General features: G+C 38.3%; 14 protein-coding genes. All 14 read left to right on the top strand.

Annotation, left to right across the window (positions count from 1 at the left end; all coding sequences use genetic code 11):
* Positions 1–11 precede the first annotated feature (11 nt).
* The 14 genes from hslU to nusA all read left to right on the top strand — a co-directional run bounded on the left by hslU (position 12) and on the right by nusA (position 18571).
* Positions 12–1421, top strand: coding sequence for an ATP-dependent protease ATPase subunit HslU (hslU, locus tag BJK46_RS04345; RefSeq protein ID WP_014614084.1), 1410 nt, complete (start codon positions 12–14; stop codon positions 1419–1421).
* Positions 1422–1440: 19 nt separating this feature from the next.
* Positions 1441–2214, top strand: coding sequence for a GTP-sensing pleiotropic transcriptional regulator CodY (codY, locus tag BJK46_RS04340; protein ID WP_014614083.1), 774 nt, complete (start codon positions 1441–1443; stop codon positions 2212–2214).
* Between the two features lie 166 nt (positions 2215–2380).
* Positions 2381–3178 (top strand): 30S ribosomal protein S2, encoded by a 798-nt coding sequence (gene rpsB, locus BJK46_RS04335; protein ID WP_014614082.1) that lies wholly within the window; start codon positions 2381–2383, stop codon positions 3176–3178.
* An 89-nt stretch (positions 3179–3267) separates the two neighbouring features.
* Positions 3268–4146 carry a translation elongation factor Ts gene (tsf, locus tag BJK46_RS04330; RefSeq protein WP_014614081.1) on the top strand — a complete coding sequence of 293 codons (879 nt, stop codon included), beginning with the start codon at positions 3268–3270 and terminating at the stop codon, positions 4144–4146.
* A 151-nt stretch (positions 4147–4297) separates the two neighbouring features.
* Entirely contained in the window at positions 4298–5020 is a 723-nt protein-coding gene (gene pyrH, locus BJK46_RS04325) for a UMP kinase (RefSeq protein WP_014614080.1), read from the top strand.
* Between the two features lie 17 nt (positions 5021–5037).
* Positions 5038–5592, top strand: coding sequence for a ribosome recycling factor (gene frr, locus BJK46_RS04320; protein ID WP_014614079.1), 555 nt, complete (start codon positions 5038–5040; stop codon positions 5590–5592).
* Between the two features lie 243 nt (positions 5593–5835).
* Positions 5836–6597, top strand: a complete 762-nt coding sequence (locus BJK46_RS04315) for an isoprenyl transferase (protein ID WP_063278811.1) — start codon at positions 5836–5838, stop codon at positions 6595–6597.
* 14 nt (positions 6598–6611) lie between these two features.
* The gene (locus BJK46_RS04310; RefSeq protein WP_014614077.1) at positions 6612–7394 is read left to right on the top strand and encodes a phosphatidate cytidylyltransferase; all 783 of its coding nucleotides are present in this window, start codon (positions 6612–6614) and stop codon (positions 7392–7394) included.
* A 16-nt stretch (positions 7395–7410) separates the two neighbouring features.
* Positions 7411–8541, top strand: a complete 1131-nt coding sequence (locus BJK46_RS04305) for a 1-deoxy-D-xylulose-5-phosphate reductoisomerase (protein WP_014614076.1) — start codon at positions 7411–7413, stop codon at positions 8539–8541.
* A gap of 6 nt (positions 8542–8547) precedes the next feature.
* Positions 8548–9828 carry an RIP metalloprotease RseP gene (rseP, locus tag BJK46_RS04300; protein ID WP_103263432.1) on the top strand — a complete coding sequence of 427 codons (1281 nt, stop codon included), beginning with the start codon at positions 8548–8550 and terminating at the stop codon, positions 9826–9828.
* Between the two features lie 24 nt (positions 9829–9852).
* Positions 9853–11556: a proline--tRNA ligase gene (locus BJK46_RS04295; protein WP_103263433.1), complete on the top strand. Its 1704-nt coding sequence runs from the start codon at positions 9853–9855 to the stop codon at positions 11554–11556.
* Positions 11557–12472: 916 nt separating this feature from the next.
* Positions 12473–16780, top strand: a complete 4308-nt coding sequence (locus BJK46_RS04290; protein WP_103263434.1) for a PolC-type DNA polymerase III — start codon at positions 12473–12475, stop codon at positions 16778–16780.
* Between the two features lie 124 nt (positions 16781–16904).
* Complete coding sequence (gene rimP / locus BJK46_RS04285) at positions 16905–17372, top strand: ribosome maturation factor RimP (protein WP_014614071.1); 468 nt, start codon at positions 16905–16907, stop codon at positions 17370–17372.
* A gap of 20 nt (positions 17373–17392) precedes the next feature.
* Complete coding sequence (gene nusA, locus BJK46_RS04280) at positions 17393–18571, top strand: transcription termination factor NusA (protein WP_014614070.1); 1179 nt, start codon at positions 17393–17395, stop codon at positions 18569–18571.
* Positions 18572–18578 lie beyond the last annotated feature (7 nt).

Genomic DNA, 18578 nt, shown 5'->3' with positions numbered 1-18578 from the left:
AGGTATCGAGCATGGATCGTAATGCGATTAAATTTACACCCAAAGATATTGTAGATCGATTAAATGAATATATTGTAGGTCAAGAAGAAGCTAAGAAGAAAGTTGCCATTGCATTGAGAAATAGATATCGTCGTAGTTTGCTTGATGATGAAGTGAAACAAGAAATTGCACCTAAAAATATTTTGATGATGGGGCCGACAGGTGTAGGGAAAACTGAAATTGCACGCCGTATGGCCAAAATTGTCGGTGCACCGTTTTTAAAAGTAGAAGCAACGAAATTCACTGAGGTGGGGTACGTCGGTCGCGATGTTGAAAGTATGGTCCGAGACCTAGTTGACGTTGCTGTTCGTTTAGTTAAAGATCAGAAAAAAGCAAATGTTGTTGAAGCAGCGACACAAAAAGCGAATGATAAATTAGTGAAATTGCTTGTGCCGAGTTTAAAGAAAAAAGCAAGTCAAAATACCAACAATCCATTAGAGTCTTTATTTGGTGGCGCCATCCCGAACTTTGGACAGCACAACGAAGAAGATGAGGAAGAACCACCAACAGAAGATATTAAAACAAAGCGCTCTGAAATTCGTGTACAGTTACTGAACGGACAGCTTGAAGAAGAGAAAGTTAAAGTGAAAGTAGAGCAAGACCCGGGCGCCCTAGGTATGCTCGGCACGAACCAAAATGAGCAGATGCAAGAAATGATGAATCAACTGATGCCGAAGAAAAAAGTTGAAAAAGAATTGCCGGTGAAAACAGCACGTAAAATTTTAGTTGACCAATTTGCTGATGAGATGATTGATCACGAAACAGCGAACCAAGAAGCACTTGATTTAGCAGAGCAAATGGGTATCATTTTTATTGATGAAATTGATAAAGTTGCAACGTCAAATCAAAATAGTGGTCAAGATGTTTCGAGACAAGGTGTACAGCGTGACATCCTGCCTATCCTTGAGGGTAGCGTAGTTAAGACGAAATATGGTACTGTTAGTACGGAACACATGCTTTTTATTGGCGCTGGAGCTTTTCATGTATCGAAACCAAGTGATTTAATTCCGGAGCTACAAGGACGTTTTCCAATTCGCGTAGAATTACAAGATTTATCAGTAGATGATTTTGTACGTATTCTTAAAGAACCGAAATTGTCCTTAATTAAGCAATATGAAATGTTATTGAAAACAGAAGAGGTTGTTGTGAACTTTACAGATGAAGCCATTTATCGACTGGCGGAAATGGCATATCATGTCAACCAAGAAACGGACAATATCGGTGCGCGTCGTCTGCATACGATATTAGAAAAAATGTTAGAAGACTTGTCTTTCGAAGCACCCAATATGCCGCATGCACAAGTGGACATCACACCACAATATGTTGATGATAAATTAAAAACGATTTCGACAAACAAAGATTTAAGCGAATTTATTTTATAAGAAAAAAAGGAGTAATGACATGAGCTTATTATCGAAAACAAGAGAATTGAGTAGTTTGTTACAAAAACATAAGGGCATCTCAGTAGATTTCAAAGATGTTGCACAAACAATTAGTAAAGTGACTGTAACTAATGTGTTCATTGTTTCTCGTCGCGGTAAAATATTAGGTTCTAGCTTAAATGAATTACTTAAGAACGAACGTATTATTAAAATGTTGGAAGACCGACATATCCCTGAAAAATATACCGAAAAGTTAATGCATGTTTATGAAACGTTATCTAACATTTCAATTGATGATGAATTATCTGTATTCCCACCAGAAAATGAATCAGTATTTAAAGATTCAAAAACAACTGTATTCCCAATTATTGGTGGTGGCGAACGTCTAGGTACACTCGTTTTAGGACGCGTGTCTGACGAGTTTGAAGATAATGACCTCATACTTGGTGAGTATGCTGCAACAGTAATCGGTATGGAAATATTGCGTGAAAAACATTCAGAAATTGAATCTGAAGCGCGTGATAAAGCAGCAATTTCTATGGCGATTAACTCATTATCTTATTCAGAAAAAGAAGCAATTGATCATATTTTTGAAGAACTTGGTGGTAAAGAAGGTTTACTGATTGCTTCTAAAGTAGCTGACCGCGTAGGTATTACACGTTCAGTGATCGTTAACGCATTAAGAAAATTAGAAAGTGCGGGCGTGATTGAGTCTCGTTCACTCGGTATGAAAGGGACATTCATTAAAGTTAAAAAAGAAGCATTTTTAGACGAGTTATCTCGCACAGAATAAATGGCTTGACTTGTTGCAATTTGTCACATCTTGTGATATATTAATATGCGGCTGAAAAAGTCAAAACACACACGTGCATCAAAGTATAAGAGGGTGCGATAAGGTTATTTATCGTTTTTATACGAGTGGACGTGGCGGATGTAAACCAATAGGAGGAATTTATATTATGGCAGTAATCTCAATGAAACAATTATTAGAAGCTGGTGTTCACTTCGGTCACCAAACACGCCGTTGGAACCCAAAAATGAAAAAGTACATTTTCACTGAAAGAAATGGCATCTATATCATCGACTTACAAAAGACAGTGAAAAAAGTTGAAGAAGCTTACAACTTTGTTAAACAAGTTTCTGAAGAAGGCGGTAAAGTTTTATTCGTAGGTACGAAAAAACAAGCGCAAGAATCAGTGAAGGCTGAAGCAGAACGTGCTGGCCACTACTATGTCAACCAAAGATGGTTAGGCGGAATCTTAACAAACTACAAAACAATTTCTAAACGTGTTCAACGTATTTCTGAAATTGAAAAAATGGAAGAAGACGGTACTTTCGATGTACTTCCTAAAAAAGAAGTTGTAGAACTTAAAAAAGAATATGACCGTTTAATTAAATTCTTAGGCGGTATTCGTGAAATGAAATCAATGCCACAAGCATTATTCGTAGTTGACCCACGTAAAGAGCGTAATGCAATTGCAGAAGCGCGTAAATTAAACATTCCTATCGTAGGTATTGTTGATACAAACTGTGATCCAGATGAAATTGACTACGTTATCCCAGCGAACGATGACGCAATCCGTGCGGTTAAATTATTAACTGGTAAAATGGCGGACGCAATCTTAGAAGGTCAACAAGGTGTATCAAACGAAGAAGTGGCTGCTGAACAAGACATCGACTTAACAGAAGATGAAACAGCAGAAGGCGAATCAACTGAAGCGACAGAAAACACTGAAGCAACTGTTGAATCTAACTAAGACGCATCTTGAAATGGGTGATAAGATAAATATGCTTATCACCTTTTTTTAAAATAAATTAAGCATTTTTTAAATTGGAGGAATTATGAATGGCAATTTCAGCTAAACTTGTTAAAGAATTACGCGAAAGAACTGGCGCGGGTATGATGGACTGTAAAAAAGCTTTAGAAGCAACAGATGGAGATATCGAAAAAGCGATTGACTACCTTCGTGAAAAAGGTATTGCCAAAGCAGCTAAAAAAGCTGACCGTATTGCAGCTGAAGGTATCACACATGTTGAAGTGAAAGGTAATGAAGCAGTTATCGTTGAAATCAACTCTGAAACGGACTTCGTTGCTCGTAACGAAGGTTTCCAACAGCTTGTAAAAGAAATTGCTAACCAAATTCTTGATACAAAAGCAGCAACTGTAGAAGAATTAAATGAAACAACATTACCAAATGGTAAAAAAGTTTCTGAACATATGACTGAAGCAATTTCAACAATCGGTGAAAAATTAAGCTTACGTCGTTTCGAAATCAGAACTAAAACTGATAACGATGCATTCGGTGCTTATTTACACATGGGTGGTCGTATTGCAGTACTTTCTGTTGTTGAAGGTACAACTGATGAAGACGCAGCGAAAGACGTTGCAATGCACATCGCAGCAATCAACCCTAAATATGTATCTTCTGAGCAAGTAAGCGAAGAAGAACTTAACCACGAAAGAGAAGTTTTAAAACAACAAGCTTTAAATGAAGGTAAACCAGAAAACATCGTTGAAAAAATGGTTGAAGGCCGTTTACGTAAATATTTACAAGAAATTTGTGCAGTTGATCAAAACTTCGTTAAAAACCCTGATCAAACAGTTGAAGCATTCCTTAAATCTAAAGGTGGCAAACTTGTTGACTTCGTACGTTACGAAGTAGGTGAAGGCATTGAAAAACGCCAAGAAAACTTTGCTGATGAAGTTAAAGGACAAATGAAATAATTAACACGGTTTTGTATAAGAAAGAAGACACCTTTCGTGTCCTCCTTAGCATGACTTCAATGCATGATTGAAGCCGTGTACAAGGAAGATACCTATTGTGTCTTCTTTACTTGTATTGTTTTACATATTACGAATAGAGAGGTTAAAAATAATGACTGAAACTTCCAAATATAAGCGAGTAGTTTTGAAATTAAGCGGAGAAGCACTAGCAGGCGATAAAGGTTTTGGTATTAATCCAATGATTATTAAGAGTATCGCAGAACAGGTGGCAGAAGTAGCTAAAATGGACACTCAAATTGCTGTAATCGTAGGCGGTGGTAACATTTGGCGTGGGAAAACAGGTAGCGATTTAGGTATGGATCGTGGTACAGCTGACTATATGGGGATGTTAGCAACTGTCATGAATGCATTAGCTTTACAAGATAGTCTTGAGCAATTGGATTGCGACACACGTGTATTAACTTCAATCGAAATGAAACAAGTTGCCGAGCCGTACATTCGTCGTCGTGCAATTCGTCACTTAGAGAAAAACCGTGTCGTTATTTTTGCAGCTGGTATTGGAAACCCTTATTTCTCAACAGACACAACTGCAGCATTACGTGCAGCCGAAGTGGAAGCAGATGTGATTTTAATGGGTAAAAACAATGTGGACGGCGTTTATTCAGCAGATCCTAAAGTTGACCCAAATGCTAAAAAGTATGATCGCTTGACTTATATCCAACTATTACAAGAAGGTTTACAAGTAATGGATTCAACAGCCTCTTCATTCTGTATGGACAACAATATACCGTTAAAAGTCTTCTCTATTATGGAAGAAGGCAATATTAAACGTGCTGTTCAAGGTGAAGATATCGGTACAATCATTACAAAATAATATAGAGGTGCGAAACAATGAAAGAAATTATTCAAGATGCAAAAACGCGTATGAAAAAGTCAACTGAGAATTTATCTCGTGAATTAGCTCAAATCAATGCGGGCCGTGCGAACTCAAACTTACTAGCAGGTGTTCAAGTCGATTACTATGGTGCGCCTACGCCTGTACAACAACTTGCAAGTATTAACGTTCCCGAAGCACGTTTACTCGTTGTATCTCCATATGACAAAACGTCTTTGGCTGACATTGAAAAAGCAATCATCGCAGCAAATTTAGGGGTTAACCCAACGAGTGATGGTGATGTCATTCGTATTATGGTACCTGCTTTAACTGAAGAACGTCGTAAAGAGATTGTTAAAGAAGTGAAAAAAACGGGTGAAAACGCGAAAGTTTCTATCCGTAACATTCGTCGTGATGCGAACGATACGTTAAAAAGACAAGAAAAAGATGGCGATATTTCTGAAGATGAGTTACGTAACGGATCTGACGAAGTGCAAAAAATTACTGATAGTTCAATCAAAGAAATCGATCAGTTAGTGGCAGACAAAGAAAAAGATATCATGTCAGTCTAAATCGCGCTGTCATTCACCTTATCATGTTGGCTTAATCTATGTAAGGTGTGTGAACTCAGTCCAATTTAATAGGAAGACTGTAGAAAAAGTTTGTCTACTTTTAAGCTGTACCGAATACGACTTTGGTACAGTTTTTTTCTTTGTTTATTCAATGCGGGTATTGAGTGTGATAAAATGGTAGATAATTGTACGCTTATGAGATTATAATATTTTAAGAGACGAAATAGGCTCGGAGGAACACGCATGTTTAAGAAATTTATGAAAAAAAATGACACTCAAAACCATATCGAAGCGCTCGATCTACATAATATACCTGAACACATTGCAATTATTATGGATGGCAACGGGCGTTGGGCGAAACAGCGTAAAATGCCAAGAATTAAAGGGCATTATCAAGGCATGCAAACGATCAAAACAATTACGCGTGCGGCAAGTGATTTAGGGGTTAAGTATTTGACCCTTTATGCTTTTTCAACGGAGAATTGGTCGCGACCGGATGAAGAAGTCAACTACATCATGGGCTTACCTGTTAATTTTTTAAATACGTTTTTGCCAGAATTGATTGAGAAAAATGTGAGAGTCGAAACGGTTGGCTTTATTGATGAATTGCCAGAAAAAACGATTCAGGCGATTGAAGAAGCGAAAATTAAAACAGCTGACAATACGGGATTGACTTTAATATTTGCGATTAATTACGGTGGTCGTGCGGAGATTGTTTATGGTATTCAAACATTGATGAAAGAGATGCGTCATGCGTCTGATCAAGATATCGATGCGTTAACAGAACAACATTTTCAAAAGTATCTCATGACTCGTGATTATCCTGATCCAGAATTATTGATTCGTACGTCTGGGGAACAACGCGTTAGTAATTTCCTGATTTGGCAATTGTCGTACAGTGAATTTATTTTTAATTCTAAAATGTGGCCAGATTTTGATGAGGAAGAGTTAAAAGCATGTATTAAAACATATCAATCACGACAAAGAAGATTTGGAGGATTGTAGATAGGAGTAGTGGGATGAAGGTTAGAACAATCACAACGATAGTGGCACTCATTGTTTTTTTACCTATTTTGCTCATTGGTGGATCAACATGGATGTATTTTACATTTTTACTTGCATTAATTGCGTTAAAAGAACTTTTAAACATGAATAGAATCCAATTATTGTCAATACCTGGTCTTTTGAGTGCATTGGCATTAGTCATTATGATGCTCCCGCAAGATTTTGGGGAGTGGGTTATCGTTTTGCAACAAAAATCACTGATTGCGATGAGTTTTATTATTTTAAGTTATACAGTGATGTCAAAAAATAGATTTAGCTTTATGGACTCTGCCTTTTGTTTGATGTCTGTCGCATACGTAGGTATTGGTTTTATGTATTTTTATGTAACGCGAGAAGCAGGGTTAGAATTTATCTTATTCGGATTACTGATTGTATGGTTGACAGATACTGGGGCATACATATTTGGACGCCTTTTAGGAAAACGTAAATTATGGCCAACGATTAGCCCGAACAAAACGATTGAAGGATTTATCGGTGGGTTAATTTGTAGTTTAATTGTGCCACTGGCATTTATGTTTTTCGTTGATTTTGATTATCCAATGGTAGGACTCTTACTCATCACCGTCGTATTGAGTATGTTCGGACAATTGGGCGATTTAGTAGAATCAGGGTTCAAACGTCATTTTGGTGTCAAAGATTCAGGACGTTTACTACCAGGACATGGTGGGATTTTAGACCGCTTTGACAGCTTTATGTTCGTATTACCTTTAATGAATATTTTCTTAATTCAAATGTAAAGAGAAGTGAGAAATGATGAAAAATATCGCTATTTTAGGTGCGTCAGGCTCTATTGGTCAACAGGCTATTGATGTCATTGAACGTCATCCTGAAAACTTTAATTTAATCGCATTCACTGTAGGAAAAAACATTGATTTTGCAATTGAAGTGATACAAAAATTTAATCCTGAGATTGTTGCTGTACAGGAAGAAAGCGCAGTTGCACAATTGAAACCTTATCACAGTCATATTGTCAGTGGTCGTGAAGGGTTAATTGAAGTTGCGACTTACAATAAAAATGATTTAGTGTTAAATTCATTGCTAGGTAGCGTAGGGCTTGAACCGACGATGAAAGCAATTGAAGTAGGGAAAGATATCGCATTAGCCAACAAAGAAACGTTAGTCGTTGCAGGTGAATTAGTGATGGCACATGCGCGTCAACATGGGGTCAATATTTTACCAGTAGACTCAGAACATGCTGCGATTTTTCAATGTTTAAATGGCGAAGAGATGCGCAAAGTGAAAAACGTGGTCATTACGGCAAGTGGTGGTTCATTCCGTGACTTGACACGTGATCAATTGGCTTCAGTTACGGTGGAAGATGCCTTAAATCACCCGAACTGGTCTATGGGTCATAAAATTACGATTGATTCTGCAACGATGATGAATAAAGGCTTCGAAGTGATTGAAGCGAAATGGCTGTTTGACTTAGATATTGATCAAATTCAAACCATTTTGCATAAAGAAAGTATCATTCATTCAATGGTCGAATTTGTTGATACGAGTGTGATGGCACAATTAGGTACGCCAGATATGCGCATGCCGATTCAGTACGCTTTCACATACCCTGAACGTATAGAGCATCAAGCGCCATCATTAAACCTTGCAGAAGTAGCGCAATTGAATTTTAAACCTATGGACTTTGATCGTTATCGCTGTTTACAATATGCGTATGATGCACTGCGTATCGGTGGTACGATGCCGGTCGTATTAAATGCTGTTAATGAAGTAGCAGTGGCTAAGTTTTTAAACCGAGAAATTGCCTTTTTAGATATTGAAAAAATAATCGAACGTGAAATGGCCGCACATGAGGTCATTCAAAATCCAACTCTGGAACAAATTTTAGAATTAGATTATTACTATAAAACAAAAGAATATGAGGTGTAAGTAACTGTGCTCATAACCCTTATTGCATTTATTATTGTCTTTGGTGTACTCGTATTTGTACATGAATTTGGTCATATGTATTTCGCGAAACGTGCGGGCATTATGTGTCCTGAGTTTGCGATTGGTATGGGTCCAAAGATTTTTAGTTTTCGAAAAGATGAAACACTTTATACTATTCGTTTGTTGCCGGTAGGTGGCTACGTGCGTATGGCGGGAGACGGGATGGAAGAGCAACCTGTTCAACCTGGTATGCATGTGAGAATCAAAACAAATGACGCGAATGAAGTGACGCACATCATTTTAGATGATCAACATAAATTTCAACAGATCGAAGCGCTAGAAGTGAAACAAGTCGATTTAACTGAGGACTTATTTATTGAAGGTATAACGGCTGATGATGATGCACGTCATCGTTTTAACATTGCTGAAAAAGCATTCTTCGTACAAAATGGGAGTTTGATCCAAATTGCACCACGACATCGTCAGTTTACGCATAAAAAGCCGTATCAAAAGTTTTTAACACTTTTTGCTGGTCCATTATTCAACTTTATTTTAGCTTTTGTGTTAATTATCGGTTTGGCGTATTATGAAGGTGTCCCTGTGCCTAAAATTGCGCAAGTTGGAGAAAAATCACCAGCGCAACAAATTGGCTTGCAAAAAGGTGATGAAATTAAAAAAATCGGTAATCATGAGATCCATCGTTTTAATGATGTGAAAAAGCAACTTGAAGCAACAGAAGGCAAGCCGACAACCATCGTCATTGAACGTGACGGTAAAACGATTGAAAAAGAATTCTCACCGAAAAAAGTAGAAATTCAAACGACAAAAACAACTAAACAAACAGATTATCAGCTGGGTTTTATGCCTGAAAGAGAGCGTTCGCTGTTTGAACCGCTTCTATTCGGTATCCAACAGACGATAGAATACGGTAAAATTATTTTCGTTGCTGTAGCCAGTATGATTGCGAGTATTTTTACAGGTGACTTTAGTTTTGATATGTTAAATGGTCCAGTCGGTATTTACAAAAATGTCGATACGGTAGTTAAAACGGGAATTATTAACTTAATCAGTTGGACGGCCGCATTAAGTGTGAATTTGGGAATTATGAATTTATTACCGATTCCTGCACTGGATGGTGGGCGTATTTTATTCGTGATTTACGAAGCGATATTTAGAAAACCTGCCAATAAAAAAGCAGAAACAGTTATTATTGCAGCAGGTGCGGTTTTTGTATTAATCATCATGGTGCTCGTCACTTGGAATGATATACAACGTTATTTCTTATGATAGGACAAGGAGGAACAATCTAGGATGAAGCAATCAAAAGTTTTTATTCCAACATTGAGAGAAGTACCTGCTGAAGCTGAGGCAATAAGCCATCAATTGTTATTAAAAGCAGGGTTAATTAAACAAAATGCTGCGGGGGTATACAGTTATTTGCCAGTAGCAACACGTGTCATCCATAAAATTTCAGATATTATCCGTCAAGAAATGGAACGTATTGACGCAGTAGAAGTTGTGATGCCGGTATTGCAACAATCTGAACTATGGAAGGAATCAGGACGTTGGGATGCTTACGGTATGGAATTGATGCGTTTACGTGATCGCAACCAACGTGAATTTGCATTAGGGCCAACACATGAAGAAGTCGTAACATCACTCGTACGCGACGAATTACGTTCATACAAACAGCTTCCATTAACGTTGTTCCAAATTCAAACAAAATTCCGTGATGAAAAGCGTCCACGTTTCGGTTTATTACGTGGTCGTGAATTCATTATGAAAGATGCGTATTCTTTTCACACTGATGAAGAATCACTCATGGAAACGTATCAAAATATGTACAACGCATACAGCACAATTTTCAAACGCGTTGGCTTAAATGTGCGCCCAGTTGTAGCAGATTCAGGTGCGATTGGTGGAAATCATACACATGAATTCCATGCATTAAGTGCCATTGGTGAAGATACGATTGTATATAGCAATAACAGTGATTATGCTGCGAACATTGAAAAAGCTGAAGTGACATATTATGAAACGGTAAACACTGCTGAGGCATTACAACCGTTAGAAAAAGTAGAGACACCTAATGTTAAAACGGCGCAAGAGCTTGCAGACTTTTTAGGCCAACCGTTAGAAAATATCATTAAGACGATGGTCTTTAAAGTGAATGGCGCGTTTATTTTATTACTCGTTCGTGGTCATCATGAAGTGAATGACGTTAAAATTAAGGATTACTTTAAAACAGATGATGTCGCTATGGCAACGGATGATGAAATTCGTAATTTATTAGGTGCATCACCAGGTTCATTAGGCCCTGTGACAGATCGAGATGTCAAAGTATATGCAGACCAATTCGTGCAATCATTACGCAACTTAGCGATTGGTGCAAATGAAGATGGTTACCATTACGTGAATGCAAATGTTGAGCGTGATTTCCAAATTGAAGGTTATGGCGATTTCCGTTTCATTCTTGAAGGCGAGCCATTGGCAGATGGTTCTGGCCCAGCGCAATTTGCGGAAGGTATCGAAGTGGGTCAAGTATTCGTACTCGGTGAAAAATATTCTGAAGCGATGAAAGCGACGGTGTTAAATCAACAAGGGCGTGAACAAAACTTAACGATGGGTTGTTATGGCATTGGTGTCTCAAGAACATTGAGTGCGATTATTGAACAACACCATGATGATAACGGTATTATTTGGCCGAAATCAGTGACGCCATTTGATGTCCATTTAATTTCAGTGAATCCTAAAAAAGACGAACAACGTGCATGTGCAGATCGATTGTATGATCAATTATTAGGTACTTATGATGTATTGTATGATGACCGAAATGAGCGTGCAGGTGTGAAATTTAACGATGCAGACTTAATAGGTATTCCAGTTCGTGTCGTTGTCGGTAAAAATGCATCAGAAGGTATCGTAGAAGTGAAGCGTCGTGATACTGGCGACAGTGAAGATGTGCATGTGAACGATTTAGTGACACACCTTGAAAAATTATACGAACAAATTTAGTAGCTATCATGACTGAATTTGTTATAATACGATTAATCGTTGAACAATGTGAAGTATGATGGATGAACATTTGATATTTTGTTTTTATTGGTTGTTCACTTGGGCTCGCATTCCTAGGCGCCTCACTTCCACTAACCAACGCTTGTATGAATTATTATATTCTTGAAGCGTTGGTGGATTTTCAGTTTCGGCTCTATGCCTCAGGAGTCTCGCCCAGATTCACAATACAATCAGTCCAGGTGAATCATCATCGTTTGCTGTTTCAATAAAATTTGAAATATCATGGTTGTCAATGTATTTCACAATTTTAACTGATATCATTTGAGGAATAGCAAAGTTAACGTCTTGGACAGTTCTTACAAACATAGAAAGTGTTATTGAAATTCAAAAGTGGATAGGGTGAAGTGATGCATTGTTGATAACGCGAATAGCCCTAGTGCAGTGTAAGGCTTAAATTGATTTTAGAGGCTGGGACATTCAGTTTGTCCAGCCTTTTCTATTGTTTTCATGTACATGTGTAAAATTAAAATGCACAATCAAATTATTATTAATGGAAACCAAATTTTTGATACTCAATTGAGCTTAATTCCAACTTTTTGATTTCATTGATTAGTGGTCCTTGGTATCAAATTGCTAAAATGGATGAGACTCCCGAGGGATCAGCTGAACCGGAAAATCCACCAACGCTTCAACAATGTAATAGTTCAATTAAGCGTTGGTTAGTTGGAGGTTTCAGTCCCTGGGAAAGCGAATCCATGGCGGCAATTGTAATTAATATAGCAATCATATCAAAATAGATAAGTTTAGCAATTAAAAGAAAAGCAAATCTAAAAATGAACCGATCGTATTCATGAAAATTGTTCAACATTAATGAATCCAACGCATACACGGCTATTCAAATAAGGTGGTTAGAAAATTGACATTACAGAATCAAGAAAAATTTAAGATTCTTCTTAAACAAGTGAATATGTTAGACCATTTTGATCAAGACTTCATTGATCAAGGCCAATTGACACGTGTAGATGTATCCCCAAAATCACGAAAATGGACGTTTTATATTCGGTTGCCACGATTGTTAAAATATGAAGATTATGCAGTCTTTACCCATGCGATGAAAGAAAGCTTCCAACATATTGCAGATGTAGATTGGAAAATTACGGTCAATGATGTGTCACAACAAGATGAATATTTACTGAAATATTTAGGTGATTGTATAGAACAAACACAATTGTCGCCTAAAGTGAAAGGGCAACTAAAACAAAAACGTATGATTGTCTCAGGTGATGTTGTTAAAATTCTCGTCCAAAATGATATTGAGGGGAACCATTTCAATAAAGTGTGCAACGGCAGCTTAGTGCGCGCGATGCAACGATGTGGTTTTAATATTCAAAAAGTTGTATTTGAAACAGATGAAAGTGGTCACGACGAAGATTTAGCATCATTAGAAGCTCATATTCAAGAGGAAGATGAACTAAGTGCACGCGAAGCAACTGCTAAAATTGAAAAAATGAAAGAACAACGTGCACAACAAGATGATGAAGTGGCCGTCGAACGTTGTCAAATTGGTAAGCCGATTCAAGTTGAAAATGTTCGACCGATTGAATCGATTATTGAAGAAGAGTTTAAGGTGGCAATTGAAGGTGTCATTTTCGACATTAATTTAAAAGAGTTGAAAAGTGGCCGTCACATCGTTGAATTAAAGGTGACAGACTATACGGATTCACTCGTACTTAAAATGTTTACACGTAAAAACAAAAACGACTTAGACCATTTCAAATCATTAAAAGAAGGTCAATGGGTGCGTGCACAAGGTCGTATTGAAGAAGATATGTTCATTCGCGACCTCGTGATGATGATGTCTGACATTGAAGCGATTAAACGCACACCAAAAATGGATAAAGCTGCGGAAAAGCGTGTAGAATTCCATTTGCATACATCAATGAGTCAAATGGATGGTGTGACGCATATTGGTGATTATGTCGCACAAGCTGCACAATGGGGACATGATGCGATTGCAGTGACGGATCATAACGTCGTACAAGCTTATCCTGATGCACATGCTGCAGCTGAAAAGCATGGTATTAAAATGATTTATGGAATGGAAGGCATGCTCGTTGATGATGGTGTGCCGATTGCGTATAAACCGTCGGATATTATGCTCCAAGATGCGACATATGTTGTATTTGACGTCGAGACTACCGGATTATCCAATCAGTACGATAAAATCATCGAGTTGGCCGCCGTGAAAGTGAAAAATGGTGAAATTATTGATAAGTTCGAACGATTTAGTAATCCGCATGAAAAGTTAACTGAAACGATTAAAAACTTGACGCATATTACAGATGATATGTTAAAAGATGCGCCTGAAATTGAAGAAGTGCTTACTGAATTTAAAGCATGGGTAGGCGATGCGATTTTCGTTGCACATAATGCATCGTTCGATATGGGCTTTATCGATACCGGTTATGAACGTCTCGGGTTTGGTCCTTCGGCAAATGCGGTTATTGATACACTTGAGTTGTCACGTACGATTAACACAAGTTATGGCAAACACGGCTTGAACTTTTTAGCTAAAAAATATGGCGTGGAGCTCACACAACATCACCGTGCGATTTATGATACGGAAGCAACAGCTTATATTTTCGTGAAGATGTTGGCGCAATTAAAAGCGTTAGATGTGCACAACCACCAAGATATCAACAAAAAATTATCGAATGAAGATGCTTATAAACGTGCACGCCCGCAACACGTCACATTAATTGTGCAAAATCAAACCGGTCTTAAAAACTTGTTTAAAATTGTCAGTGCGTCTCTCGTGCAATATTATTACCGTACACCACGTATTCCACGGTCATTACTAGATGAACATCGTGAAGGCTTGTTAGTCGGTACCGCATGCGATGAAGGTGAAGTATTTACTGCCGTCATGCAGCGAGATCAATCTGAAGTTGAACGGATTGCGAAATATTATGATTATATTGAAGTGCAACCGCCTGCTTTGTACCAAGATTTACTAGATCGTGACTTGATTCGTGATAATGAAACGCTTGTCGAAATTTATGAACGTATTTTAAAAGTGGGAGAAACGAATCAAATTCCAGTAATTGCGACAGGCAATGCCCACTATTTACATGAACATGATGCGATTGCACGTCGTATTTTAATTGCCGCTCAACCTGGTAACCCGTTGAACCGTTCGACGTTACCAGAAGCACATTTTAGAACGACGGATGAAATGTTAGATGCTTTTCATTTCTTAGGTGAAGAACGTGCGCACCAAATCGTCGTTGAAAATACGCGTGCGTTGGCAGAGCGCATTGAAAAGGTCGTTCCAATTAAAGATAAACTGTATACGCCCAATATGGAAGGCGCAAATGAAGAAATTCGTGAAATGAGTTATCGTCATGCGAAACAGTTGTACGGTGAAGAATTACCACAGATTGTGATTGACCGTCTAGAGAAAGAGCTAGAAAGTATTATCGGTAACGGATTTGCGGTTATTTATTTAATTTCGCAAAGACTCGTTAAAAAGTCATTAGAAGATGGCTATTTAGTAGGTTCTCGTGGTTCGGTCGGGTCAAGCTTTGTTGCGACAATGACGGAAATTACAGAAGTGAACCCACTGCCACCGCATTACATTTGTCCAAGTTGTAAAAAGAGTGAGTTTTTCGATGATGGTTCAGTCGGTTCAGGCTTTGACTTACCTGATAAAACGTGTGAATGTGGCACAGAGATGATCAAAGAAGGACAAGATATTCCGTTCGAAACGTTCTTAGGCTTTAAAGGGGATAAAGTCCCCGATATCGACCTGAACTTTAGTGGTGAATATCAACCGAAAGCACATAACTATACAAAAGTCTTGTTCGGTGAAGAATATGTTTATCGTGCCGGAACAATTGGTACTGTCGCTGAAAAAACGGCATTTGGTTTCGTGAAAGGGTATTTAAATGATCAAGGCATTCATAAACGTGGTGCTGAAGTGGATCGTCTCGTGAAAGGTTGCACAGGTGTTAAACGTACAACTGGTCAGCACCCAGGTGGGATTATCGTCGTTCCAGATTATATGGACATTTTTGACTTTACACCGATTCAATATCCAGCAGACGATCAAAGTTCAAGTTGGATGACGACGCACTTTGACTTCCATTCGATTCATGATAACGTTCTGAAACTTGATATTCTCGGGCACGATGATCCAACGATGATTCGGATGTTGCAAGACTTGTCAGGTATCGATCCAAAAACGATTCCTGTTGACGATCAACAAACGATGCGGATTTTCAGTTCTCCAGAAGCGCTTGGTGTAACAGAAGAGGAAATTTTAGCGAAAACCGGAACGTTCGGTGTGCCAGAATTTGGGACAGGTTTCGTACGTCAAATGTTAGAAGACACGAAACCGACGACATTTTCAGAGCTTGTACAAATTTCAGGACTGTCACATGGTACCGATGTATGGTTGGGTAATGCACAAGAACTGATTCGTAGTGGAACTTGTACGTTATCGAGCTGTATCGGTTGTCGTGACGATATTATGGTGTACTTAATGTACGCTGGTTTAGAACCGTCACTCGCCTTTAAAATTATGGAAGCAGTACGTAAAGGTAAAGGCTTAACAGAGGAATTTGAACAAGTGATGAAAGAAAATAACGTGCCAGATTGGTATATGGATTCATGTAAGAAAATTAAATACATGTTCCCGAAAGCGCACGCAGCAGCTTATGTGCTAATGGCTGTACGTATCGCTTATTTCAAAGTGCATCATCCACTTTATTATTATGCAAGTTACTTTACTGTCCGTGCGTCAGACTTTGATTTAATTACGATGGTGAAAGACAAAGACAGTATTCGTCAAACTGTAAAAGATATGTATGCACGTTACATGGATTTAGGTAAAAAAGAAAAAGATGTATTGACCGTGCTAGAAATTATGAATGAAATGGCGCATCGTGGTTACCGGATGCAACCTGTCAACTTAGAGAAAAGTCAGGCATATGAGTTCATTATTGAAGGTGATACATTAATTCCGCCATTCGTTGCTGTGCCGGGTCTTGGTGAAAACGTAGCGAAACGTATTGTTGAAACGCGTGAAGAAGGACCGTTCTTATCGAAAGAAGATTTGAACAAAAAAGCTGGTGTGTCACAAAAAATCATTGAATACCTCGATAGTTTAGGCTCATTACCGAATATGCCTGACAAAGCACAGTTGTCCATCTTTGATATGTAGAGATAAATTTGTCGGAAGATGCAATCTATGGTATAATGATGTTGCTTATAAAATTAGACTCAAGTGGGAAGAGTGGGTGTTACCCGCTCTTTTCTATTTGTTTGTCAGTCATAAGGGGGCTCGTATGAGTAAAGTTACAGAGCAAGTTGAAACCATAATACAACCTGTCCTTGACGAATTGAACTTTGAATTAGTAGACGTTGAGTTTGCTAAAGAAGGTCGCGATCATTATTTGCGTATCGCCATTGATAAACCGGGTGGCGTCGATTTGAATGATTGTACACTCGCATCAGAACGCATTAGTGAAGTGATGGATGAACAAGATCCGATTCCACAAGCGTATTATTTAGACGTGTCATCACCAGGTGCAGAACGTCCAATTAAAAATGAAAAAGGCTTTCAAAATGCGATTGAACAACCGATCTTTGTATCGTTATATGCACCGATTGAAGGTGACAAAGAATGGTTAGGTCATTTGAAATCAGTCACTGAAGATGCCATTACTATGGAAGTGAAAGTCAAAGCAAAGACGAAAACCATCACGATTCCACGTGATAAAATCGCTAAAGCACGTCACGCAGTTATGCTTTAAAGACGTAAGGAGGAAAATGAGTGGAAAGTAACGAATTATTATTAGCAACGGAATATTTAGAAAAAGAGAAAAAAATTCCTAGAGAAGTTTTAGTTGATGCAATTGAAGCAGCTTTAATTACGGCATATAAGAAAAACTACGACAGCGCACGTAATGTCCGTGTTGAATTAAATTTAGACAGCGGGACATTCCGAGTGATTTCTCGTAAAGAGGTTGTCGAAGAAGTGTTTGATCACCGTGAAGAAATTGATTTATCGACAGCATTAGTAAAGAACCCAGCGTACGAAATTGGGGATATTTATGAAGAAGATGTGACACCGAAAGACTTTGGTCGTGTCGGTGCACAAGCAGCTAAACAAGCTGTCATGCAACGTTTACGTGATGCAGAACGTGAAATTTTATACGAAGAGTTCATCGATAAAGAAGATGACATTATGACAGGTGTGATCGACCGTGTGGACCATCGTTATGTTTATGTGAATTTAGGACGTACAGAAGCAGTATTATCTGAAGCAGAACGTAGCCCGAATGAAACGTATCTTCCAAATGAACGCATCAAAGTGTATGTGAATAAAGTGGAACAAACGACAAAAGGGCCTCAAATTTTTGTATCACGTAGCCATCCAGGTTTATTAAAACGCCTTTTTGAACAAGAAGTGCCTGAAATTTTTGAAGGTACTGTGGAAGTGAAATCTGTTGCGCGTGAAGCGGGAGACCGTTCGAAAATTAGTGTGTACTCAGAAAATCCAGATATTGATGCAGTTGGCGCATGTGTGGGTGCGAAAGGTGCACGTGTAGAAGCGGTTGTGGCTGAATTAGGTGGCGAAAAAATCGATATCGTTCAATGGAGTGAAGATCCGAAAGTATTCGTACGTAATGCATTGAGCCCGTCACAAGTGATTGATGTGATTGTAGACGAAGAAAATCAATCGACGACTGTAATCGTTCCAGATTATCAACTGTCATTAGCAATCGGCAAACGTGGTCAAAACGCACGTCTTGCTGCAAAATTAACAGGTTGGAAAATCGATATTAAATCAGAAACAGATGCAAAAGCGTTAGGTATCGGTGAAAAAGAAACAACAACTGTTGAAACTGAACCTGTAGCGATGACAGCTGAAGAGCTGGATTTAGAAGCAACGACGGATGAACACATTGAAGACAATGCAAGCTTAGAGGATGAAAGTAAAGAGAATTAGGAGGGAT

Source organism: Staphylococcus pseudintermedius, assembly GCF_001792775.2.
Taxonomy (GTDB): Bacteria; Bacillota; Bacilli; order Staphylococcales; family Staphylococcaceae; genus Staphylococcus; species Staphylococcus pseudintermedius.
The sequence above is the reverse complement of the archived record's forward strand: the minus strand, read 5'-3'. Positions and strand labels throughout refer to the sequence as shown.